Below are 21,920 nucleotides of genomic sequence, written 5' to 3'. Positions count from 1 at the left end.
GCCATCGTGCCTTGTGTCCTTCCGTGAGATTCCTAGACAGTTCTCACTGACCATCGCACGATGGCTCACCACGTTCACGACGTGACACTCGGCGCCCGAGATCTACACCACTCCACGGGACGCGGCCCAGGGGGATTGGACCCGGAGCCTTCAGTTGTTCTTGGTTCGAGTCCAGGTACCCCAGCCACATGCACGTTACTCGAACCATGGACAAATGAACTGGGTCCATGGCTCGAAGATTCTGAACTCCCCGCTCGTGAGCGGGGAGTTCTTGTTTTGTTCGGGATGTGCTCGGCCTTGGACAGCCCATCCGCTCCTTGGATGCTTCGGACGGCGGCGTTGATTCGGGCGCGTTCACCTGCGACGTGGAGGCCGTGGTCGTCGATGCGGACGGTGAGGCGGTCGAAGTACGCCGTGAGGAGGTCGCGCCGAATGGTGTCGGAGGCGTGGCGGTAGAGGTTTCCGGGATTGCGCAGGAGATCGAGGTACGCGATGGCGGTGTCGCTGCCGTATTGCAGCCGATCGGCGGTCACGTCCAGTTTCTCTTTGATGCTCTCCTTCTGCAGGGTTGTGCGTTCGATGCGTTGCCGGATCTTAGAGATCGACAGGGTGCCGGTGGCGGCGAGCTCGATGAGTCGGTCTTCTTGCGATTCGAGTTTCTTGAGTTCCTTTTGGAGTTGCGCCTTGGCATCACGATCTTCGGCGAGCAGGTTGTCGATCGTTTTCTTGACCGTTGCGCGCATGTCGTCGATCGTTTCGTTGTCGAGCTTCTCGGCGGCGATGACCGGTTGGATTGCGTCCTCGATTTGTTCGACGCGGAGCCATGGCAGCGAGCATTTCTTGTGCTGCTTGGCGGCACAGACAAGGTATTCGTAGGTTCCACCGTTGCCGGTGATCTGGCTGTAGATCATGCGGCTGTCGCGGCCCTTGTCGAAGCACTCGCCGCACTGGATGAGCCCCTTCAGGTAGTGGAAGTGGATGATGTCGCGGTCTCCGCGGCGGCGACGGTGGTCGAGGATCTCTTGGACCTGGAGGAATGTCTCTTTGGAGATCAGGGCTTCGTGGCGTCCGACGTAGAGCTTGCCTTTGTACCTGATTACTCCGGTGTAGTACGGGTCGCGCAGGATCAAGGCAAGGCGGCTGTTGCTGACCGTTTGCGCGGGGCGCGACGGTGACGGTCGTGTGGTCAGCCCGCGCTCGTCGAGGAGCGACCGGAGCTGACTGATCGAGTAGCGCCCGGTCGCATATTGCGAGAACGCCCAGATGATCAACGGGCCCCGCTCGGGGTCAACGTCGATGGTGTTGACCAGTCGTCCGCTGAAATCTTTCCGGACGTTGAGATAGCCGAGTTTGGCGCGCCCCACGGATCCGCCTTGTTCTACCTTGTGCGCCATCTTCACTTTGACGTCTTCGCCGTTCATGCGGACTTGGACTTCATTCATGACGTCGGTGATGGCTTCCATGGCGTCGGCCATGTAGCCGTTGCCGAACTCCTCCTTGGCCGAGATCAGGCGCACGCCCTTCTGGAGCAACTCGCGCTTGGTGATCGCTGCGTCGGTGAAGTTGCGGAAGACGCGTGAGCGCATGTAGATGATGACGTACTTCACTTCCGGGTGTACGTCGAGATATCGCAGCAGCTTCTTGAACTCGGTGCGCTTGGCAATCGTCTGCGCCGATTGGCCTGGTTCGACGAATTCCTTGACGATCGTGGCGTGAAGCGAGCGGGCCTTGCGGAATGTCTCGACGCGCTGGGTGGCGATGCTGTTGCCGTCCTCTTCGATGTCCGCTGCCGTGTGCAGCTGGCGTGGCGTCGAGACACGCAGGTATGAAACAGCCTGCGCGACGCCGAGCACTACGTCCTCGTCGATGAGGGCTGGCGGCGAAGCCACCAGGTGTTCCAGCCCGTCCAAGGAATTGGCCGGGGGTTTGGGATGCATGATCCCGAGCGTTGATTGGGTCATTTCGAGGGTCCCTCCGTTTAGGTCCTCCGGATTAACGCTCTCTTCGCCCGGGAAGTCCAGGCCGTTCGGGAGAATTCGCCCCGCTTCCGGCGGTTCTGACAGGGGCCGTGGGGTGTTAAGAAAATCGCGTCGGTCGTCATCGCCATTCATCGTGATTTCCTTCCTCTGCTCCGCCATCTGTTCGCGTCTGACGTGCGTCAGGGCCCGTCGCTATCTGGCGATCGGGGTTCCGTCGGCTGGGCGCCCTGCGAACCGGATGCGGCGCCTGTTGGACGTGTGACCAGGGGAGTGGCCTGCTCGTTGCCGGAGCTCTGGTTCGCGTCGTATTGGCTCTGCGCGAGCCGCAACAGGGCTCTCCCGAGATGGTGGAGGTCGATCTTCTTCCGCCGGCGGCCCGACACGGTGATCGGGTGTCTACGCTGAACGTTCGAGCTGCCCCACCGGCGAGGCTGACCGTAGCTATCTGGCGAAGGCATAGACCCGTCCTTTCCATTCGACGATGTCGAACGCATCACGGACGCGTTCGGTGAGGGCTTCGTAGTCGGGTGAGTAGCTGTCGATGACGAGACCGCGTTCGGAAGCGAACTGGTCGACCTCGTTTTTTAGCTCGTCGACTTCGACGAGCACGTCGACGGCGTCTTCGATCGTGTTGAAAGTGGCGATGTATGCCTCGTTGAAGCTGCCCATGATGTCGCCGGACATGGCGTTGACGTCGGGCAGTGTGAGGAAGGCTTGGAGTCCTTCGTCCCGGGCCAGCTGGAGATCGGTCAATGTCCGTGCCAGGCCGTCGATTGCGGTGCTGTCGCAGTTGCCGGGTATGTGGACGGGATATGTTTCGCCGTTGATGACGAGGGGTGTGGCGACGAGGAGGTGGCCAAGGTCGGGGGCGTCGTATTCGTTCGTGATTCGCCGGCCGGAGCCGATGTTCTCCCTGGCGACGAGGTAGGTGCCCAGCCAGTTGATCATCTGCTTGGTGCGGGGTGTGGCGTGCTCGTCGTTGTAGAGGGCGAGGTATTCGTCGCGGAGTGATTCGTAGGTGGCGGGTTCCATGCGGGCAAAGTCTGCGAGGTGGGATTCGGGGCCGTATGCGTGGCCGAGAACGTGGGCGATGGTGCGGGCGGTCTGGTCGTCGATTTCGCGGCCTTGGTCGAGCGCTGCGCTGATCCCGCTTGAAATGGTGTCCGCGAAGTCCTGGCTCGCTTGCTCGAGGTGCGCCCATTCTTGGGATTCGGTGCGGTGTGCTGGGTGTCGCTCGTGTTCGATCATGACCGGCCTCCGGTGGTGAGGATGAACCGGCCGAGGGCGGTCACCCAGTCTTCTTGCTCAACGGGAACCCGTACGTCATTGAGTTCTTCGAGTGCGGCTTGGGCGTTGAGCTTTCCAGTGGCGGCGAAGGTCTCCAGTGCGGTGCCGGGGCCGTCGTGGATGGTGGCGGCGATGAGGCGGGCGAGGGTTTCGGACCGGGCGCCAGGGTCCATGGCCAGTCCGATGTGGATGAGTTCTCGTGCCTGCTCGGTGTCGTCCGGCAGCACGGTGGTGGTTGATGAAGTCATGAGGATGTACCTCCCTTCTCGTGTGCTTAGGTGGTGGATGCTCCATACGGAGCCAGGTGCGACAAGGCTTGTTCGGGTGTGATGACCCAGAAAAGGCTGGCGTCGAGGGTGCGGTCGTTTGTGATCGCGGTCTGGAGCTGCTGGGCGCGACGTGGCGTCGGGACGATCCAGACGACGGCTGGGAACAGCCCGCGGCTGGCTTGCTCGATGCCGGTCTTGAAGTACTGCTGATAGGTGCGGCATTTCCGCAGCAGTGCGGGGGTGTGTTCGGTGCCGAGGTCGACTTCGGCGAAGGAATGCGTCTCCGTGTCGGTGTCGGCGGTGACGACCAGTAGGTCGGGTTTGAGCGTGATGACGCTGATGCCGGTGTCGTTGAAGCTGCGCCAGCAGTCGGGTTCGGCCGTGAGTTCGAGTAGTTCGAAGCGTCGGGCGGTTGCTTGCTCGCGCAGGCTGACGGCGACCTCGGCGACGGCGAGCGTGTGCTGGACGAACGAGAGGCTGGGCTCGGGGTAGCGGCGGCGCGTGCCTCCACCTTGCTGGGCACGGAGGAACCGTTCACCGGCGGGTCCGAGGTGCCAGATGGTGAGTGCCGAGCCGTGCTTGACGCCGCCGATGCGCCGCTCCAGCCGGGAGACTGCACCGAGTTGCTCCAGGCGGCCCAGGATGCGGGTCGTGCCGCGTGTCGCCGCCGCTGTGGTGGTGTGCGGGCCGAGGGGTGCGGCCGGGAGGTGGAGGCGTTGCAGCTGCCGGGTGGTCAGGAGGCGGAAGGCGTGCAGGTCTTCCAGGATCAGGACGTCGCGGTCTGTCAGGTGGGCGGTCAGATCCTGGATGCTGAGGGCGCTCATGCTGCCGCCTCCTTAGTGAGCGTGGTGTCCGCAGCGTTGCTGCGGGAGTCCCTGCCTAAAGGGGCCGGAACAGGCCGCAACAGGGGCGGATGTGGTGGTGGGTGTTCGTCGTGGACGGAACAGCGGCCGGAATACCGACCGGACGCCGTCCCGAGGAAGTCGTGGGCGTTCATGACCGCCTCGCCTTCTGATGCGTTCGACGTGACTGGGCTCCCGGCGCTCCCGCCTCGGGCACGGTGGCGGTCGGTGGCTTCGGTGCTGTGGCGGATGCCGCGGTGGGCGCGATGCCTCCATAGAGTTCGCGGCTGGTGGCGCGGATGAAGTGTTCGGCTTTCGTGTTCGGTAGCGGTGGCAGGGTGCGGGCGGAGAACCATCCGGCCGGTGCGTCGCCGGCGACGAGGTTGGCGTAGATCTCCCGTTTGCCGAGGCCTTGGAAGTCTTCCCGGCTCAGCTGTGGTGCCAGCTGGGCCATGTCGCGGTCGTCGTTGGGTTGCAGGGCAAAGCAGACTTTGGAGCGAGCGTTGACGTCGAACGCGGTGCGCATCTCCGGTGGGAGCTGGGCACGGTACTGGTGCGCGACGTGCAGGCCGACGCCGTAGGAGCGGAAGACGCTCATGGCGTCCCCGACGGAGGTGGGCAGGTGCAGGTAGTTCTGGACTTCGTCGATGAACACCATGCCGGGGTGTTTCATCGGGTGCCGTTCTGCTGCGCGTTCGACGGCGGCGAGGAACAGTTCGGAGACGATCAGGCTGCCCAGCAGCTTGGCCGCCCCCTCACCGAGCAGCGCGTCGTTCAGTGGCACGAGCACCGTTTTGCGGTCCCGGAACACGTCCCGCAGGCGGAAGCGCGGGCGAGCTTGGCCGAGCACGGCCACCAGGTGTTTGCGCATCACGATCTTGCGCAGCTTGTTGAGCGGGGCCGCGAGCATGGCGGCGCGCTGCCCGGGTCGCATGGCTTCGAACTCCGCCCAGAACGCTGCCAGAGTGACGTCGTCCTGCACGGCGGCGATCACTGGTCGGCGGAAGGCGGCGTCGGTGAATAGGCGTGGCAGGTCGATGAGCGTGTAGGGGTCGGTGCGAGCCTGCCCTGCCCGGGCGAGGGAGAGCAGCCCGGCGTGGATCAGGTATTCGGTGCGTGGCCCCCAGCCGTCTTCGAACACGGCAGCCAGCGCGGCGAGGATGCCGTCGACGACGACGTCCGGATCACGATCGCCCACATCGAGCGGGTTGAACCCGACCGGTGCGTGCAGGTCGGTGGCGTCGAGGACCACGATCCGCTCCGCGTACTCCTTGGGCGTGGTCTGAAGGATCCGGTCGACGAGCTGCTTCTTCGGCTCGATCACCACGCAGGCACGGCCCGCTTGGATGTCGGCATGGATGAGGCGCTCCAGCAGCGTCGACTTACCCGACCCGGTGGGGCCAAGCGCCAGGAAATGCATCAGCCTGCTGGCAGGATCCAGCCCGACCAGCCGCTCCGGGCCGGGCGCGGTGCCGACGGCGAAGACAGCATCGGTGCTGCTGACAATCTCCGGCACCGGAAGTAAGCGCGGGTGGAGTCCGAGAATGCCGAGGTAGTCGCGGTCCCCAACCGGCCACCCGAGAACGGCGACGAGTTCGGTGGCGGTGAGCTCAAAGCCGCTCGTGAAGGACGCTGCACGTTCCCAGCGGGCCGGTGACTCCTGCGCTAGATCGAAGTGGACGCCGGGGCTCTCGAGCTGCTGCAGCGCACCGAACAGGTTCCACATCAGGGCACGGCGTCGTTTCCCCGACTCGGCGGCAACGCCGACACGGAGCGTGACGTTCAGCCGCGGCTGGGAGACATGACCGGCCAAAGTGCGGTGCACGTCTCGCGCAGCAGGCAGGATGCCATCCAGCAGCTTCGACGGCACGCGCTGGTGCGGGTCGGCCGCTTTCGGTGGCAGCTGCTGTGGGCGCTGGCCGCGACCGAGCACCACCTGCAGGGTCACGGTTTCGTCGCGACGCCGTGAGGCAAGCGCAGCGTAGATCGCGGTAGCCACGTCCTCGGCCGGGATGGCGGCAAGCGGCAGCCCGCCGGGGCGGGCTGTGATCCGCCCGACGGTGGCCACACGGGCCCGAACGGCGGCTTCAAACCGGGCCTCCGGGGTGTGGGCCTGGATGAGGCGTTTGAGGGCCTGAACGGCCCTGGCCCGGCAGCCCAGCACATAGGAGACGCCATCCGGTCCCGCCACGACGTCGAGATTGAACGGGCGGGGCACGTCGGAGCCCATCAGGCGCAGCATCAGCTGCTGCACCGTCTCGGGCTCCAGTGGGCGCGGCAGGTAGATGCGGGTGAGAACGTGCAGGTCAGGCATGATCGTCCTCCTGCCCGGAGATCGGTTCGCTTGGATCCGCAGCGCGGGCTTCAGCCTCAAGACGGGCTTGCTCCAGGCCGGCAGCGGTGATGACCTTCGCCATCTGCGCCGGGGTGAGGCCGTGGTTGAGTTCCGAGAAAACCCAGACCCTCCGGCCAGTGGATTTGCGGTAGCGGCGACGGCCGCCATGACCGCTTGGAGAAGTGCTCATGGGTGAACCTCCCTTCGATAACGAATTCGTTTTCACGCCTCGGACGAAAGAGCAGAAAGGGGTGTCCCACCCGGACGCGGCTTGTTATGAACTCATACGGTGGTTTTGTCAAGCGAAAGCGGCATGCGTTGTGTATTCCACAACACCGTCTACAGGGGTCATGCCGCTTGTGCTTATCAGCGCGAACCCCACCAGTAGCGGTACGCGAGCACGGCGCACCACAACATGAGCGCAATGCCAGCGGCCAGCAGCAGCCAGCCCCAGATCTGGCCCACGAGAGACAGTGCGACCCAGATGCAGACGACGCCGCCGAGGATCAGCAGGCAGGCGCGGAAGAACCGATCGAACGGGCTCCGTGGTGTCTCCTCACCCATCACCGCGCACCAGCCTCAGGCGTGCCCTGTTCGTCGCGGGTGAAGTCGGAGGGCACCGGGTAGCCGGGAATGGTGATGTCCGAATCGATCTCGTTGCCCCACACCGACCAGTCCGCGTGGCTGTTCGGCCGGTGCCGTGCGAACAGTTCCAGGTAGGGGCCGTCGAGGATCCGCTCGATCAGCGGGATCATCTCCTCCGGCTTGTGCGAGTGATCCTGGCGCGGGAAAAGCAGCGTGGAGCGCTGCCCGTGGAACTTGAACGGGGCCTTGCCACGCACCCCGTGCAGCAGCAGTTCATGCGAGCCGCGAAAGTAGGTGCCCAAGCCCATGAAGTACTTGTCCCAGACGGCGTTCGTCTTATAGGTGTAGCCCCACGCCTTCATCACCTCCAGCGCGTCCGGCAGGGCCGCGTTCGTCGTCCAGAGCAGCAGCGTCGAGTCGGCAGCCATCAGATCGGCGACCGGCATCGCCTTGATGCGTTCAATGGTCATCAGGTCGTAATGCCGGGCTGCTCCTCGGATACCCTTCTGCTGGATATCCCACGGCGGGTCGGCGTAACAGACCTTGAATTTCCTCTTTGTTGTGCCGGAGAAGGTTCCGGCTTCGGGCGCAATGGCGGTCATGTCGAAGTACTCCTTTCTGCAGGCCACACCGATCACACGGGTAGCCCAAGCGAAGACTGGTTATGCGCGCTGCCGTGAAAGTTGTCAATCTTCTGGTCGGGTTTGATGTTGAAAGCACAACAACCCAGCGCAGGCGCATCGGAGATGAAGAGTGGGCTGTCGCGGCCGCTTCGATCCGCGGCAGCCCACCCTGGGATCAGTCCCGCGGCGGCATCTGCCCGGACGCCAGGAACGACTCCCGGATCAGGGCCCGACGGGCCTGGTGCGCGTCCTGAGCGAGTGCCTCCGCCAGCTGGAGCATGGTCGCCCGCAGCTGCTCTTGGGTGCGGTCCAGCTCGGCCTCGATCCGAGCTGCCCTGGCGTCCCGCCACTGCTGCAGCCAATCCATCAGATCCTCGATTCCCAGCCACAGCAGCACGCAGAGCGCCAATACCGCGATCACACCGGCCACGAATGCGATCACGGTCAGCATGAACCCCACCGCCGGATCGCCGCGGACGCGCCGAGCGTGTAGCTGTCGACGATCTCCCGATACCGGGCCTCACCCAGCGGCGCGATCGTAATCAGGTGCTGCTCTAGCGTGGTCAGGGCTCCCACGTTCTCCAGCGCCAGGTTGGTCAGGGCTGCCCGGCCGTCCTCGGTGAGCTTGGCCACAACAGCCTGAGCGTGCACCCGCTCGACCGCACGGCCGAGCTGCCTCTGCATCCCCATGGACATGCGCGCGCCCGGCTGCAGGCTGTATGCGCTGCCTGTCGGCAGCATTTCGGTAGACATGGACTTCGGCCTCCTCGTTGGGCCAGTTGCTCTCGCCTTCGAAGACGAGAGCCCCGGAACCACTCCGGGGACACCACTAACTTCCAGCCCGCGTACTACCTGCGTCATGACAAAAAAGTGCACCAGCCGCGCACGGCATGATGAAGGACGTGGAAGGCACGCTCGGCAGCGATATCGGCGGTACCGACGGACTCGCACGCGTGGTCGAGGAAGAACTCCTCGACCTGCGTGGTGCGCATGGGCAGCTGACCGTGCACAAATTCAGCCACTATCAGGCGCTCCGCCGCGTCTGCGGCGGTAGCGACCTGCTCGATGCTTTCCTCATGTTCGAACGCGAAATGCGCCGCTACACCGAGCACGGTGGCCGCGAAGAAGCCGCCGCCGCCATCTCCATAACTGCCCCGGCAGACTCGGCACTGGATCGCTTCGAACACGTCGTCGGCGCGCTCCCGCAAGACGGGCGCATCCGAGATCAGCGAACCGGCCGACGGTGGAGCGACGCCGGTATCCACACCATCGCCGGCGAACTCACCTACCTCGCCGAGGTACAGGGGCGACTCGGCACCGAGCTCCTGACCATTGAGGTGAACGGCACCCTAGCAGACGGGCTTCTTGTGGCCATCTACCAGCTCACAACAAAGAACCTGAACGAGCGAGCACCGCTCGTGCGACTCTGGCGCTACACCGACAGCGAAGAAGGCATCGAGGAAGTAACCGGTGACCTCGTGCTCGACCTCGAAGACATACCCAGCAGCGCAGCTGGCAACGAGCAACACACGCTCAAGCGGCACACCCTGCACCTGGAGCTTCCAGCCGATCTCCTGTCTGTCCCCGTCAGCGCTGGGGATCCGGTCTACAGCATCTCCATCGAGGGCAGGGACGCGCCCATGCGCACCGTGACCTTCGACGACGAAAGCGATCTCGGCGAGTCGCTCCGGCTACGGTTCACCAGCTACCGCACCATCGCCAGTCTGGAGATTGTCCGCATTTAGATTCCATACGTGCTCGGCCTCTCTGTGTCAACGAACTGGCGAAGAATAGGCCGTACGGGATTGATGATCGCTCATGGCCCAGCGCTCTACAACTACGCCGATGGCGACTCCCCTGGTTGGGTCTAGGCGGGTACGTCGAACGGTTCCACGGGCAACGCATCGAGCACGGAGATGTCGAGTTCAACATCGAGGCACCGTCGCGACCTGCGGGTGGCACAGTTCATCTGCTGAGTGGTTCTGGCGTGAATGACCCTTCTCTGCCAGTGGAATGCTTGCCCCGGAAATGGGGGTCGCTGATGCATGCATGGTGAGGGATATGCTGACTCATCCATTAGAGTGCCGCGGCCGCGCGGCAGTCGGAGCAGACGATCGGAGAGTCTGTGGGCGAAGAAGGTGCGCTCTCCTCGGAGGAGGAAGCTCGGAAGATATTCGAAGCCGCTCGTCTGGGGGAGCATCTGGGGCCGAAAGACGACGAGCCTAAAGGTGCTGTCCCGACCACGCTGCCGCAGACCGAGACGCCCACGGCTCGAGATGACTCGTTCGTGGAGACATCGGCACGTCGGGAACATCTGGAGCCGAGCGAACCATCCGACGGGTCTCCGTGGATATTGGACCCAGCGAGGGATCCAGAGGACACCAAATTCGAAGAGGAGATGGACTGGGCCCCCGACTCGCTCGGCGAGGAACTCGGTGCCGCGTACCAACCCTTTGCAGACGCGAGTCTCAGAGCTTCACCACGAGATATTGTTCAACGGCTTAGGGACGAAGCGCGTACCGCGGGCGAGCAAGGATTCTTCGAGTGACCACAATTTCCCCACGATTCAGCGAGCGGGTTTTTACGCACCTGGTCACGAATGTCATGAAGCACCCAACTCCCGCCACACCCCTAATTCTTGCAATCCACGGTGAGCCGGGAACGGGAAAGAGTTTTCAGCTAGATCAGACTCTTCGAGAAATGGGAGTCCACTATAAGACGATTAGCAGCAGTGAACTGGAAAGCGCTAACGCGAACGATCCAGCCAAGCTGGTGCGAGCGACCTATCTAGAAGTTGCGGACGAAGTATCAAAGAAGGGTCTCGTTTCTGGAGCAATTGTCGTAAATGACATTGATTCTGCGCTCGGAGACTGGGGCCCCCTTGTGCAGACGACCGTTAATCGACAGATGGTCATCGGTGAGCTTCAGCATATTACGGACTATCCTGAGAAGGTTGACAATCGACGCAACCAGCGGATCCCAATCTTTGTTACGGCAAACGATGTGACCAAGCTATACGGGCCACTCGTCCGGCCAGGCCGCACCGATAGCTTTTACTGGGCGCCCACCGCCGAGGAAATTGCCAATGTGGTGCAGGACGCACTGCCGCATCTTACGGAGTATCAGGTGAGGGCTTTTGTGACTCGCATTGCGAGTACATCGATTGTCGAACACCTCAATATTGTACGGAGTGCGACGGCCAGGAATATCGGGAAAATATCAGGATCATCGAGGGATGTCCTGACGCGCGCCCGAAAGGGAGAGCTTGATTTTGAAGTTCGCCCGACACTTGACGATCTTTATGCAACCCATGATCTTCTCTCGGCGGAGCGAGATCGTCATCAGGACTACACGAGGAGGGCACCGTGGCAAGAACCAACACCTACACTCGAACCTATACACGAGCACAAGCGATCGGTATCAACGTTGATGGAGCGCTTCGCAACTTGGGGTGGTCGGAGAGTTCGAGGGCAGGGCTCGTCAAGATCGGTCTCGCGGCAGAGAACCGATATGTAACCCAGTTCCACACCTACGGGGTGTCAACCACTTCGGGACGCTGGCAACTTCATCACTGGATCGATGTGGATTGGGACGAGTACGGCCGATTGGTCGTCACCAACTCCACAGTCTCGCTATCCGAACGATGGGCGGACGGCGAGTATCAGGGCCTAATGGGACAGGCTGAGGGGTTTAGACAGCTCCTGGACGACATGGAACTCAGACCCCACTTTGCCTACACGCTTGCGCCAGACTGGCAAGTTGGCGACGGACGGCTCAAGGCGCTCTCGCACATGGGGCTTACCGGCGGGCCGTTTTCTCTGAAGCCCGACGGAGAGGTAGACGGCGGCGGAAGGGAGATCATTCCCGGACTAAGCGAGGTTTCGTTTGGCATCGAAACAGCCCTTCCGACGTAACGCGCCGGCAGCCGATTCGCATCGCGGGAAGCGCGTCAGGTATCCGGATCCGTCTGCAGTCTCGAAAGCCTTAGACGTTCTCATCAAGCAGGACGAGCTTGGTATTTCCGAATACTTGCCACGGATGGGAAGCAACCCGTTCTTCCTGGTTGCAGCTACTGGCCTCGGCAAGACAGTCGTCGTCCCAGTGCACGTTTGGCTTGTGGAATGTACAGGACAGACGCGCAAAGACAAGAACCCGACGATTTGGATAGTCGAGCCGCGTGTACTTATCGCTGAGGATCAAGCGCGTTACATGGAAGCCACGTTGCAGCGAATCCTGCGGGAATTGGGCCATCGGAGTTCCCCTCCAATCTTTGGATACGTAACCTCGAGCGGCGCGCCGAACCGGAGTGCGCCCATCAAGTTTGTAACAACTGGCGTGTTTACGATCAAGGCGCTGTCGGGAGACTTCGACCCGGATTCTGATCGAATTGTGATCGATGAAGCACACGAGACGATCGCTCAGAATCCTGACGTGGAATTAGCGGTTGCTGTCGCTCGACGGAACGGTGTGCATATCGACTATATGTCGGCGACCGTGGATACTCGGTCGATTCCACGACTTCTTCACATTGAACCAGATAACGTTATCGTGGCGACAAAGAAGAGATTTCCAATCTTCGCCTCGAACGCAGGCCGGCCGATGATGGACTGTCTTGCAGAGATCATTGATGATCTACTCGTGAAGCAGAATCATGACTCACGCTTCCTTCCACCGAAGGGATATCCGGGGCGAGAGCAGATCCTGGCTGATATCTTTGAGGGTCCTGAGCGCTCTCACGCACTCTTGGTCGCGCTAAATACCGTGAGCAGCAAAATTAGCGACTTCGCGCGAGTCCAGCAGCTACTAGCGAATATATCCCCGGCTAAAGATGGTGAGCCGATCGCTATCCTTGAGCTCTCCGGGAAGCAGACGGGTAGCGAAGTTGCCATGGCGCTCTTCGACAGGCGACGAACTGAGATTGAGGATGCCAAGCGCCCGTATATCGTTCTCGCCACGAGCGTGATCGAGATGGGGGTTACGATACCCGCACTCGATTTTGTCGTAACAATGGATAGCGGGTTTCAATCGATTGCCGTCGGCGATCGCTCAATCCCTGAGATCATGCCATTACCGTTCAACTCATTGAAACAACGCCTCGGGCGTGTGGGCCGTCGGCGCGCCGGAGTCGGGATAATCACTCGCGAAGTTGGCGCCCCTTATACGGACTTTGACATCGAGACCCTCAACTCCGAATCAATCGAGTACGAGCCGGTTAAGACACCACTGGCGACATCGCAACTAGGCGCCTTGGCGCTTCATAGCCTCAAGGAGGGCTGGAGTACGCCCGCGCAGATTGCTGCGGGACTTCGAGATCTTCAGCTACCGTCGGAAGACAGCCTCCTGACCGTCTCGCGTCTGAAGAATCTCGTGGAGGAGCGGCGCGTTCTTATCTCGCTCGGAGCCACAGACGGGCATGGACTCAGCGCTCTGGGCGAAGCCGCCGCGAGTTGGATCAGCGCTGGATGGCTTCCGTACGCGTTTGAGCTTGAACGAGCATGGAGGTCGGGTGCGCCTGTCGATGAAGTGTCGCTTTGGCTCGTGTCTCTAGCATTGTCGGACCTTGATCTCGGCCGGTTCCTGATCAACAATGCCTCCTTCGAGGAATTTAACAGCCGGAACGCTCCTAGTTCGGCCGGTATCTCGTTTATTGACAACCTGCACGCTCCACTCGGTAGATATGACCTCGTTCGTGCATTCTTCAACGTATACGCAGGTCATCTTGTCGGCGACCGAGCGCTTCGCAGTATGCGTGATCTCTCTGAAAAGACGTTCTCTCGTGACTGCGTTGAACTCGAGCTGTCGGACTCATCGATCAGAAATGCCATGGAGGCCGTCGCCGATCTGCGAGCTCAGTTTGCTAAGAGACATCGCAGGGATCGACGAAGCGTCAGCGAGCTCCTCGGTCCACTACCGATGTTGTCGGGGGAAACACGTCGTCGAGCGATTCGGACGGCACATGAGACTCCTGGCCAAGTGGTGGTTCGAGTTGGGTCGGTACCAAACGGGCATCCAGAGGCCAGGGCATGGGTTCTGCAAGATGGTCGTCCCTGCGCGGGCGCCGGACTGGCCGTTCCGAACGTTGACTCAGGCCGCACATTCACAGCAAGGCTCCGGCTTCGCCGTGAAGCGGATCGCGACGGCTTTTGGCTCGATGTCGTCGATCACTGGGTGAGGACGCCATGACTCCGGACCGGCCAAGCCAGACATACACCTGTCACGCGAAGGGGTGTGCGTCGGGAGGAACCTTTGAAGCCGCGCCGGAGGAATGGTGGTATGCGAAAGGCTATACGCCTCCCCGCAACTGCCCGAGTTGTCGAGAGTGGATCAAGGACCAGATCGACGAGACTGTGCCTTGCGCGTCGTGCGGCTGGTCGATTCCGGTCTCCGCAAAGCGGAAGATTAGCTTTCACAAGCGTGAAGGCGTCTGGCAGGCGCCGGAACACTGCACCCGATGTTTGCTCGATCCTCAAGACTCGAAAGAGCGCGCGCAGGCGCGGACGAGAGGGCGTAATCAGAAGCCACAGGGGCCTGCGCGGAGAACCTCGGACATCGTCCACGAACTGACGCAGCGCGGCATCTTTCCTGGCTCAAGCGCTTCATATGCAATCGGCGCCACCGACGAATGGTGGATGAGCGTTCAGCCCATTGGCCGTAAACCGTATGATCCTGCCTACAACCATGTAATTGTGAATCATGGCAAACAAATTGGAGATGCGGCCGGACTTGCAGACATTGGGCAAGTGGCACCGTACCTCTCAGAGGTGTGTCATTCGACTGACTCAAGTCGGTTCGTCGAATTTTCTCAGAATAGTCCATCAGGTGTGGTAAAATTGGACATAATGACAGGTGTTGCAATTATTCTTGAAGAAGGGACAAATACCCCAATTACGGCATTTTGTCCTAGTGTCGTTAATATTCTCAACAAGCTGGACGATGCCAACACTCACGGCGTTCGCTGGTCGGGAGTCTGATGGCCAGGCTAACTGAAGAAATGCTTCGCCGGTGGGATGAAGATCCGGACGCCGGATATGAGGCTAACTCGCCATTTACATTATGGTGGGATGATGTGATTGATAGATCAGTTGTGGGCAGCGAGGACGATGCGTATACGCGTTGCGTTAGGGGTCTTCGTGGCGCGCTATACGAGACAATGTATTCATTGTATGAGGTTGCACATGCTCCATCTGCACTTTCAGACGTGATCAAGGGTCTGGAAATGCTTCGCGGATGCGATGTGCGTCTGGTTCCAGATGATCCGAATACGCTCGATCTGCAGGATATTTCTCAGATGCTATACCTCTTGATCTACCAGATGGACGTGTTCATCGGTGCGGATGCAGCGGGCCAGGCGCGAGCTGACTGGGCGGATGCTTTTGCGAACTGGTACCACATGCGCTGCGAGTATGTGAAGACGGCAGTTGCTCTGTCGAGCAAGTCTGCTGATGAGATTCGCGAATATGTGGAGTATGAGGACGACTACTACTTTGATTCGCTTGACGAACTCACTTGGGTGATCAACATGCTCGAGTGGTATAAGCTCGACGACCCAACTCGGGATATAGGCATTGATCTCGATGCATGGCGGCGACAATTGGTCGAGTTTGAGGAGAAGCTTCGTCCACGTCTCACACATTTGCGCAAAGCTGGTCTTGCGTACCCCGACATGTGGGCGCCCCGTCGGTTCTGGTGGCGGGCGTCTTCAAAGAAGTAGTTTTCACATCACTGCGATCGGAATATTGACCACGCTCCCGAGACCCCGCGGATGTGCCGGGCTGGCTATTGCTGCAGGCGGGATACCCTTCGCGCCATAGTCGCCCTTGACCATGAACCATGAACACAATTCATGCAAGACGCCTAACGCTGTACTTTTTACAACAAACCCGAACAGAAGATTGACGCCAGAAGCGATGGGTTCATAATCGGGCTGGTTCCTTGCCGGGCTGCGGTGTAGAAGAGACCATCCAGGTCTCGTCCGCCGCTTCCGATAAGGAGGTCTCACTCATGAGTGAGAACACCCCTGCTGCCGGGAACCAGGCAGCGCCCAGTCCGGTGCGGACCCTTGCCGTGCGCATCGCCGACGACCTGCGAGCCCAGTTGGACATCCTTGCCCAGCTGCAAAACCGCAGCGTCACCGAAGAGATCCGCCTCGCACTGGAGTCCTGGGTGCAGGCCAGCCGGTCCGACCCCACCGTGCTCCAGCGTGCCGAAACGGTCCGCGCCGAGATCGAGCGCGAAGCGAAGACCAAGCAGAGCGCGATCGAAGCCATCTTCGGCGGCAGCAGCCCGGCCAAGGCCCCACGGTCGAAGCCGTCCGCCTGACTGGATGCTCCTTTCGTGGGAGCAAAGAGCGACCGCCTGGGAATACGAGTGCTCGATTGAGCCTCGCCCCAGGCGGTCGCCGATCAATCCGAGCTACGCGCCGGGTGTATAGGACACATCGATGGCAGGCGCGGCATCGATGATCCAGTCCTCGTGCCGGGTGACCTGCGCGCTCAGTGCCATGCGCTCCGTGTCGTCATCGATGATGCGCGAAGCGATGCCGTCGAGAAGGTCTAGAACTCGATCGGACTTCTGTCGAAGTTCGTTCAATTCACTCAGCACCTGCTGCTGGTTGTTCTCAAGGCGATCCATCCGGGACTCCATCCGATCCATCCGCCCCTCCATGCGCTCCTGCTTGCGGGCTGCGCCCTGAACGTGTCGCTGAACGTCGAGCATCATGTCGGTGAGATCTTGAATTGGGTCTTTAGGTGAATCGTTCTGTGTCATATCTGCGCCTCATTATGGGCGCTCAATAGCAGGCTGAGAAGCCGTAGAAATCACAACATCAATGCCATGTTCCCAATAGCCCTCGTTGCTGCCTCGCGGCCTTCGTTAGAGAACCCATTCGGGGTTCTCGGTCGCGATAACAGTAAGGAGGTGGGACGCATGGTGCGAAGCATCGTCATTCCACAAGATGGGGCCGAAAACCCCCGAGTCCAAGAGCTCGCCAGCATCGACGAGTTCCAGGAAGTCGTGGGCGGCTGGTTAGAGCCGATCGAGATCGAAGCGCTCGACGTGACCGTCTACATGGACGAATCCGCTGAGCGACGCCACGGACCCCTGAACTCACGAGCCACGGCGCTCTGGTGGTACTTCAGTTCTGGCGCCGAATCGCGCCGCTTCATCCTCGGTGACGTAGTCGTAGCGGGCATCGATGACGGTCTCGGCGGTGCGGACGTGCCCGACACTCTCGTGCACGGACTGTTCGAGCAGCACCGCTTTGTCGTGCAGGCGCACCGCGGCTCTTCTGAGGAATGGCTCGACACCTACGCACGGTTCGACAACCTTTTCGACGCGTCGCTGTGGTGCATGCTCATCAGCGCCTTTGCCAGACCGGCGACGTTCCGCATCGAGGTCGAGATCCCAGAGGGCGAACCTCTCGACCACCACATGCCTGGTGGTGAGCGGCCATGGTGACCGGCATCGTTATCCCTGCGGACGCAGAGAAGGCCCTCGGGGAGCGCACTTTCGTGAACCTCGAGGACTATCAGGCGGCCGTGGGTGGTTGGATCGAAGCGGTGGACCTGCCCAGCCTCGGCGTCACCATCTACGTGAACGAAGAGGGACTGCTGCGGCACCTGCCGTTCAACAGCCGCGCCTCGTTTCTGTGGTGGTACCACGTCCCGGAAGCACGACAGAAAGCCATGCTCGTCGGCGACGCAGTGCTCGTCGGGCTTCCCGATCGGAATGGCGACAGTACGGATGTTCCGTTGCTCGTGCGCGAGCTACTGCTCACACCAGCCGCTTATCGGGTCGAAGTGCGCACCTTCGGTGATCCCAAGTGGTACCAGAATCAGGCGACGTATCCCGACTACTGGGAAGCGATGATCTGGGCGATGGTGCTGCTGGAGCGATGGACGGCCGCTGAGGACGTGCGCATCGTGCCGGTGGCGCCAGTTGTTCTCGGAGGGAGCCCGACCTGACGAGCTCGCATTCACACCACCCTCCGCTACGGCGGCGACTGCTCAACCCAGGAACATCACGTTCTCGAGGGGAGTAGTCGCCGCCTTCTTCACATGCTCGCTAGCTTGAGCAGAGGCGAACCCTTTACCGTGCCTCTCAGATGTCAGTCGGCGGTTCGGCTCGGATGGAATCGGCTTCGTCGAGGAACGCAAGAAATCGGTGGCCCTTGTCGCTGGTGCGAGCAGTAAAGATTCCTTGAGCGCTCATGCTGGTGGTCAGCGGAATCGAGGCGAGCCCGTTGCGTTCGAGATCGGCAACGGCTTGGGAGACGGGGCCGCTCCAAACCTCTCCTGAGACGCCAAGTGCAGACCCGAGCGGTCCACCGACGCCGCCCATGATTACGTTCTTCTCTCGCTCGTAAAGGTCGTGTTGTTTGAGCCAGCCTGCGGGGTCGGTGAAATAGTGCAGCAACCAGATGTGGAGGGAGTCAAACTCCTCTACGAGGCGAGTGAACTGTTGGCGTTCTGCCGCGGTGAACGGTGCCCAAGATCCTGCGTTGGCGACGGCTGCAGCGAGGCGCCGACGCTTGTCGACACTTGCCGTTTCGGCGGCGGCGCGTTGAGCACGAGTCACGGCAGCAACGAATTCATCAGAGTCGACGACCTCCTCGATGGTGGCCGTGTTTTCAAGTCGCTCAAGGACGCCCGCAAGAGCATGAGCCATCGCAGCGTCGAAATCGTACTGACGTCGGGCCTGGCGACGCGCCACGAGATGCGCCAACGAGTCGGCGGTCAGTTGGCCGATCACGGGGACGATCGAGATCGCCGCCTGTCCAGCAAAGGCTAGTGTGTCCTCAGCAGGGTCGTGAGGCGGGACAACGGCTTCCAGATCGCTCATGAGCCAATGGTGACCCGTGGCACCGACACTCCCTTGATCTCGACCCGCGGGCAATCTGCGCCCGCCAGTACAAAGAGTCAGAGATCGAAAACGGCGTCGGGATCTTCCATTGCGCGCTTGAGCTCAGCGATATTGCCGATGCCGGCGAGTGGTGAGGTTCGTGCAACTTCGACGATGCCGCCAACGATTGTCTGCATGGCCGACACATCACCAGCCTCCAGTGCGACGTCGAGGCTCGCAAACAGACGGTCGCTGGTGTCACGACGCTCCTGGAAGATTCGATCGAAGTACTCTCGAAGGATCTTCTCGGACGACTTGATGCGGCGGACTTCTGTCTCCCGATAGGTCTTCAACTTTTCGCGTTTGGTGCTCTCGGTCTCATGAATCTGGACCGTCTCACGCACCGCATCGACCAGCTGTGTGAGCGCGCCGAAGGCATCCGTCACCGTGATCTCGCCGGCAATCTTCGCGAGTGTGCTCTTGCTCTGACTAACCATCGGATGGCTCCTTTTGTGACTGACGGTATGTGAACAGAAGCTGTTCCGTCCTCTGGTCGATATTCCCATCTTCATCGGCAATGGGCGCAGTGGTGACCTCGCGGACCGACCCAACAAGATTCAGAGCCGAGTGGAGCCGATCAAGGTGGATATTGATATCGAACGGCTCAGATTCGAGCAGGTCAATGGCTTGTGCTGCGCGGACGATGAGACGCACGAGCAGCGCTTCAAGCTCGCGCGCTCGTTCCTGGATGCCTCGCAGCAGTTCGTCCCGTGCATCTAGCGTGGCGATTGCAGTGTCCACCTCGGTGCGGTGGTGCTCGGCGGCAGTTCGGGCCCTGGTTCCTTGGTTCTTCACCGCAAGTCCGGCAACGAGCGCAGCCGGGCCGATCGCGGCAATGCCGTTCGCAGTCTTGCCGAGTTTGATTCCTCCCCCGCCGCTCTTGATGCTCCCGCCACCAAGAAATGCCAGTCGGGCCTTCTCGGCGGCCGCACCGCTAAGCGCGGAGATTGGCGTCCCAGTGCTAGCACTGGCGAGTTTCTTGACGCCGGCGCTAAGTGCGGCCGGTACGCCGACCGCGACACCTGCGGCACCAATGACGCCGCGCACCCATCCGGCGACGTTTGCGTCGAGCTTCGCGTCTCCTGCGATACGTGTATCCGAGAGCTCGATGCCGTCCAGGACGAGGCGCTCGTGTGCCCGCACTTGCTTCTCATGGCGAAGTAGAAAGTCCTTCATGCGGTTGATGATTTCGCGCTGAGCTCGCTCCTGAGTCTTACCGAGGAACTGCAAGGCTTCATTCGTCGCATCGACTGCTCGCAGATGCGCTGTATGGCGCTTGTCATAGCGCTGCGCTCGCCGATGGATTTGTGTTCGCGCGCTCTTGATCTGTATGCCCCCGACAGCACCCGCTGCTGCTCCACCGACTGCCAGCGCACCACCGCCCACGATTAGAGCGACCGGAACGAATTGTGGAGCCACTGCGGCGTACCCCCAAAGTCGAAAGCTAACGGATGTTGACCGTAAGCCCCGCGAGTGTATCGCAGCCCACGGACGATAAGGGGCCGTCCGCGCTACACGAGCACGCTGGTGTTGGCAACCCTGCGAACATGATGCTTTTGTGACTTGACCATGCCCACGATCCGAATCTCACCTGCCCCGGCCAGGCGGGCTATTGCGGCACCCGCATGTGCTTTCGGAACCGCTAGCGTCCGAGACGTGGCGAAGAACCCTCAGCAGCTCAACCAGAAGCAGGTCGATGTCCTCAAGTGGGTTTGCGATGGTTGCCCCGCTGGCATCTACACAGACGGGTGGGAGCATCGCATCGTCGCGCGTGCCCTGGAGCATCGCGGCCTCGTGACGATCTCGGGCCACGGTGACTCGTGGGTTGCCAATGCCACTGCCGCCGGGCGGGCGTGGCTCGAGAACCCACCCGTTCCCGATGTGCTGCCCAACGACTCTGCAGCGGACCAGCTCATCGCGCAGGTGCTCGAAGCTGACGGTTCCTTGACGATTACGGCGACCGATCGCGAGTTGAAGCCGTGGGAGCGATTGGTACGTCTGAGCCTGAAGTCACCGAATCGGCCGAAGGGGAAACAGCTCTTCGTGAGCCGGATTGGGAACTGGAATAGCCACGAATGGAAGCTGTCGTTCACCGAGTACTTCGACGACCATGTGGCGAGGATGCCGGTACCGGTGCCCGGCCGCGTTGCAAAGTACCACCCGATCGTTCGGGCGTACCTGGATGACAGGAACTGGCACTTCGTCAGCAAGGAGTATTTGCCGCAGGCCGCTCGTGTTCTGCAGGCCATCGCGACGGAAGCGGAGCGGCGAGGCATTCAAGTTCTTGGCACCGGAACCAGGAAGAACGGTCGAGCGCAAACTGCGCATGATCGGGCGCCGGGACACCTGTGGCTGATTCTTGACCACGGCGACTACTCGATCACCATCAAGGAAATACCCGGCGCCGGCGGGGCCAAGCGCGAGACCCGCGACTATAGCGGTCATACCCCGATCTGGCTCAATCGGCGGCAAACGGAGTTCATCAGCACCGGCCGGCTCGAGCTAGTGGTAGAAGGCCCGCTCGCCTCGTACCAAGGCGAGCACTTCCGTGATGCGAAAGCTAAGACCGTCGAGGACAAGCTCCCTGATGTGTTCGTGCAGCTCCAGGTCTTCGAGCTGAAAGCCGAGTGGCAAGAACAGGAACGTCGGCGTCAGGAGGCCGAACGCAGGCGGCGATGGGAAGCCGCCGTGGCCGAAGCGAAAGCCGAGTTCGCCGAGCACGCACGCTGGGAACACTTCAAGATGCTAGCCAAGGATCACGAGCGGCTGAACGGCTATCGGAAGTTCCTTGCCGAGGCCCAGGACGCGCTCGCCTCCGCTCATGGAACGGAGCGGGCCGCGGGACTCGCTTACCTCGCCGAGATGAAGACGGTGATCGATGACCTCGATCCGATCTCCTCGCCAGAGCTGCTGATCCCGCGCACGCCAGAACCAACCGCGGAAGAACTGAGGCCGTTCCTGAGTGGTTGGAGCCCCTATGGACCTGAGCGGTAGATGGCGATGTAGAAAACGCGTGGTCGCGTCGAAGAAGTGTCTAGCTTTGCTGTCGACGATCTGGACATCGTTGGCTGCAGCGGCAGAGTTCTGCCTGCCTCCGCTCC

The 21,920-nt window shown here is 61.3% G+C and carries 24 protein-coding genes; 10 read left to right on the top strand and 14 right to left on the bottom strand.

What is annotated here, in order from left to right:
* Nucleotides 1-74 precede the first annotated feature (74 nt).
* From ACYVII_RS02560 to ACYVII_RS02515, 10 genes are all read right to left on the bottom strand, one after another.
* A complete protein-coding gene (locus tag ACYVII_RS02560; RefSeq protein ID WP_460530466.1) occupies nucleotides 75-2,138 on the bottom strand; it encodes a recombinase family protein in 2,064 nt (687 codons plus the stop codon).
* Nucleotides 2,139-2,420: 282 nt separating this feature from the next.
* The gene (locus ACYVII_RS02555) at nucleotides 2,421-3,227 is read right to left on the bottom strand and encodes a hypothetical protein (RefSeq protein WP_460530463.1); all 807 of its coding nucleotides are present in this window, start codon (nucleotides 3,225-3,227) and stop codon (nucleotides 2,421-2,423) included.
* Nucleotides 3,224-3,514, bottom strand: coding sequence for a hypothetical protein (locus tag ACYVII_RS02550; RefSeq protein ID WP_460530460.1), 291 nt, complete (start codon nucleotides 3,512-3,514; stop codon nucleotides 3,224-3,226). Before ACYVII_RS02550 ends, ACYVII_RS02555 begins: the two co-directional genes overlap by 4 nt.
* Nucleotides 3,515-3,540: 26 nt before the next feature.
* Nucleotides 3,541-4,359, bottom strand: coding sequence for a replication-relaxation family protein (locus ACYVII_RS02545; protein WP_460530457.1), 819 nt, complete (start codon nucleotides 4,357-4,359; stop codon nucleotides 3,541-3,543).
* A 169-nt stretch (nucleotides 4,360-4,528) separates the two neighbouring features.
* The gene (locus ACYVII_RS02540; RefSeq protein ID WP_460530454.1) at nucleotides 4,529-6,691 is read right to left on the bottom strand and encodes a type IV secretory system conjugative DNA transfer family protein; all 2,163 of its coding nucleotides are present in this window, start codon (nucleotides 6,689-6,691) and stop codon (nucleotides 4,529-4,531) included.
* Nucleotides 6,684-6,902, bottom strand: coding sequence for a hypothetical protein (locus ACYVII_RS02535; RefSeq protein ID WP_460530451.1), 219 nt, complete (start codon nucleotides 6,900-6,902; stop codon nucleotides 6,684-6,686). The genes ACYVII_RS02540 and ACYVII_RS02535 overlap by 8 nt, the downstream gene beginning before the upstream one ends.
* Nucleotides 6,903-7,078: 176 nt before the next feature.
* Nucleotides 7,079-7,276, bottom strand: a complete 198-nt coding sequence (locus ACYVII_RS02530; protein ID WP_460530449.1) for a hypothetical protein — start codon at nucleotides 7,274-7,276, stop codon at nucleotides 7,079-7,081.
* Entirely contained in the window at nucleotides 7,276-7,899 is a 624-nt protein-coding gene (locus ACYVII_RS02525) for a methyltransferase-A70 family protein (protein ID WP_460530446.1), read from the bottom strand. Before ACYVII_RS02525 ends, ACYVII_RS02530 begins: the two co-directional genes overlap by 1 nt.
* Nucleotides 7,900-8,095: 196 nt before the next feature.
* Nucleotides 8,096-8,371, bottom strand: coding sequence for a hypothetical protein (locus tag ACYVII_RS02520; protein ID WP_460530443.1), 276 nt, complete (start codon nucleotides 8,369-8,371; stop codon nucleotides 8,096-8,098).
* Complete coding sequence (locus ACYVII_RS02515) at nucleotides 8,365-8,673, bottom strand: hypothetical protein (RefSeq protein ID WP_460530440.1); 309 nt, start codon at nucleotides 8,671-8,673, stop codon at nucleotides 8,365-8,367. The genes ACYVII_RS02520 and ACYVII_RS02515 overlap by 7 nt, the downstream gene beginning before the upstream one ends.
* Nucleotides 8,674-8,822: 149 nt before the next feature.
* Here ACYVII_RS02515 and ACYVII_RS02510 point away from each other — a divergent pair, with 149 nt between their 5' ends.
* The 7 genes from ACYVII_RS02510 (at nucleotide 8,823) to ACYVII_RS02480 (ending at nucleotide 16,239) form a co-directional block, all read left to right on the top strand.
* On the top strand, nucleotides 8,823-9,665 hold the full coding sequence (locus ACYVII_RS02510) for a hypothetical protein (RefSeq protein ID WP_460530437.1): 843 nt from the start codon (nucleotides 8,823-8,825) through the stop codon (nucleotides 9,663-9,665).
* Between the two features lie 799 nt (nucleotides 9,666-10,464).
* Nucleotides 10,465-11,436 carry an AAA family ATPase gene (locus ACYVII_RS02505; RefSeq protein WP_460530434.1) on the top strand — a complete coding sequence of 324 codons (972 nt, stop codon included), beginning with the start codon at nucleotides 10,465-10,467 and terminating at the stop codon, nucleotides 11,434-11,436.
* 65 nt (nucleotides 11,437-11,501) lie between these two features.
* On the top strand, nucleotides 11,502-11,834 hold the full coding sequence (locus ACYVII_RS02500; protein WP_460530431.1) for a hypothetical protein: 333 nt from the start codon (nucleotides 11,502-11,504) through the stop codon (nucleotides 11,832-11,834).
* Nucleotides 11,835-11,958: 124 nt separating this feature from the next.
* Complete coding sequence (locus tag ACYVII_RS02495) at nucleotides 11,959-14,103, top strand: helicase-related protein (protein WP_460530427.1); 2,145 nt, start codon at nucleotides 11,959-11,961, stop codon at nucleotides 14,101-14,103.
* Nucleotides 14,100-14,891 (top strand): hypothetical protein, encoded by a 792-nt coding sequence (locus ACYVII_RS02490; RefSeq protein WP_460530424.1) that lies wholly within the window; start codon nucleotides 14,100-14,102, stop codon nucleotides 14,889-14,891. Before ACYVII_RS02495 ends, ACYVII_RS02490 begins: the two co-directional genes overlap by 4 nt.
* Entirely contained in the window at nucleotides 14,891-15,631 is a 741-nt protein-coding gene (locus tag ACYVII_RS02485; RefSeq protein WP_460530421.1) for a Maf family protein, read from the top strand. The genes ACYVII_RS02490 and ACYVII_RS02485 overlap by 1 nt, the downstream gene beginning before the upstream one ends.
* Nucleotides 15,632-15,921: 290 nt before the next feature.
* Entirely contained in the window at nucleotides 15,922-16,239 is a 318-nt protein-coding gene (locus tag ACYVII_RS02480; RefSeq protein WP_460530419.1) for a hypothetical protein, read from the top strand.
* A gap of 93 nt (nucleotides 16,240-16,332) precedes the next feature.
* On the opposite strand, the gene ACYVII_RS02475 is transcribed toward ACYVII_RS02480, so the two are convergent.
* Complete coding sequence (locus tag ACYVII_RS02475; RefSeq protein ID WP_460530416.1) at nucleotides 16,333-16,686, bottom strand: hypothetical protein; 354 nt, start codon at nucleotides 16,684-16,686, stop codon at nucleotides 16,333-16,335.
* A gap of 159 nt (nucleotides 16,687-16,845) precedes the next feature.
* Between ACYVII_RS02475 and ACYVII_RS02470 the strand changes: the two genes are divergently transcribed.
* Together ACYVII_RS02470 and ACYVII_RS02465 are read left to right on the top strand one after the other, a co-directional pair.
* Complete coding sequence (locus ACYVII_RS02470) at nucleotides 16,846-17,376, top strand: DUF3846 domain-containing protein (protein WP_460530413.1); 531 nt, start codon at nucleotides 16,846-16,848, stop codon at nucleotides 17,374-17,376.
* Complete coding sequence (locus ACYVII_RS02465; RefSeq protein ID WP_460530411.1) at nucleotides 17,370-17,882, top strand: DUF3846 domain-containing protein; 513 nt, start codon at nucleotides 17,370-17,372, stop codon at nucleotides 17,880-17,882. The genes ACYVII_RS02470 and ACYVII_RS02465 overlap by 7 nt, the downstream gene beginning before the upstream one ends.
* Nucleotides 17,883-18,018: 136 nt before the next feature.
* Here the strand turns inward: ACYVII_RS02465 and ACYVII_RS02460 are convergent, their stop codons facing one another.
* The 3 genes from ACYVII_RS02460 to ACYVII_RS02450 form a co-directional block, all read right to left on the bottom strand.
* Entirely contained in the window at nucleotides 18,019-18,759 is a 741-nt protein-coding gene (locus ACYVII_RS02460) for a hypothetical protein (RefSeq protein WP_460530408.1), read from the bottom strand.
* A gap of 77 nt (nucleotides 18,760-18,836) precedes the next feature.
* Nucleotides 18,837-19,256 carry a hypothetical protein gene (locus tag ACYVII_RS02455; RefSeq protein WP_460530405.1) on the bottom strand — a complete coding sequence of 140 codons (420 nt, stop codon included), beginning with the start codon at nucleotides 19,254-19,256 and terminating at the stop codon, nucleotides 18,837-18,839.
* Complete coding sequence (locus ACYVII_RS02450) at nucleotides 19,249-20,238, bottom strand: hypothetical protein (RefSeq protein ID WP_460530402.1); 990 nt, start codon at nucleotides 20,236-20,238, stop codon at nucleotides 19,249-19,251. The genes ACYVII_RS02455 and ACYVII_RS02450 overlap by 8 nt, the downstream gene beginning before the upstream one ends.
* Nucleotides 20,239-20,475: 237 nt before the next feature.
* On the opposite strand from ACYVII_RS02450, the gene ACYVII_RS02445 reads away from it, so the two are divergent.
* Entirely contained in the window at nucleotides 20,476-21,813 is a 1,338-nt protein-coding gene (locus ACYVII_RS02445) for a hypothetical protein (RefSeq protein ID WP_460530400.1), read from the top strand.
* The last annotated feature ends 107 nt before the right edge of the window (nucleotides 21,814-21,920 follow it).

The organism is Humibacter ginsengiterrae (assembly GCF_054780115.1).
This window is presented reverse-complemented; position numbering and strand designations above follow the sequence as displayed.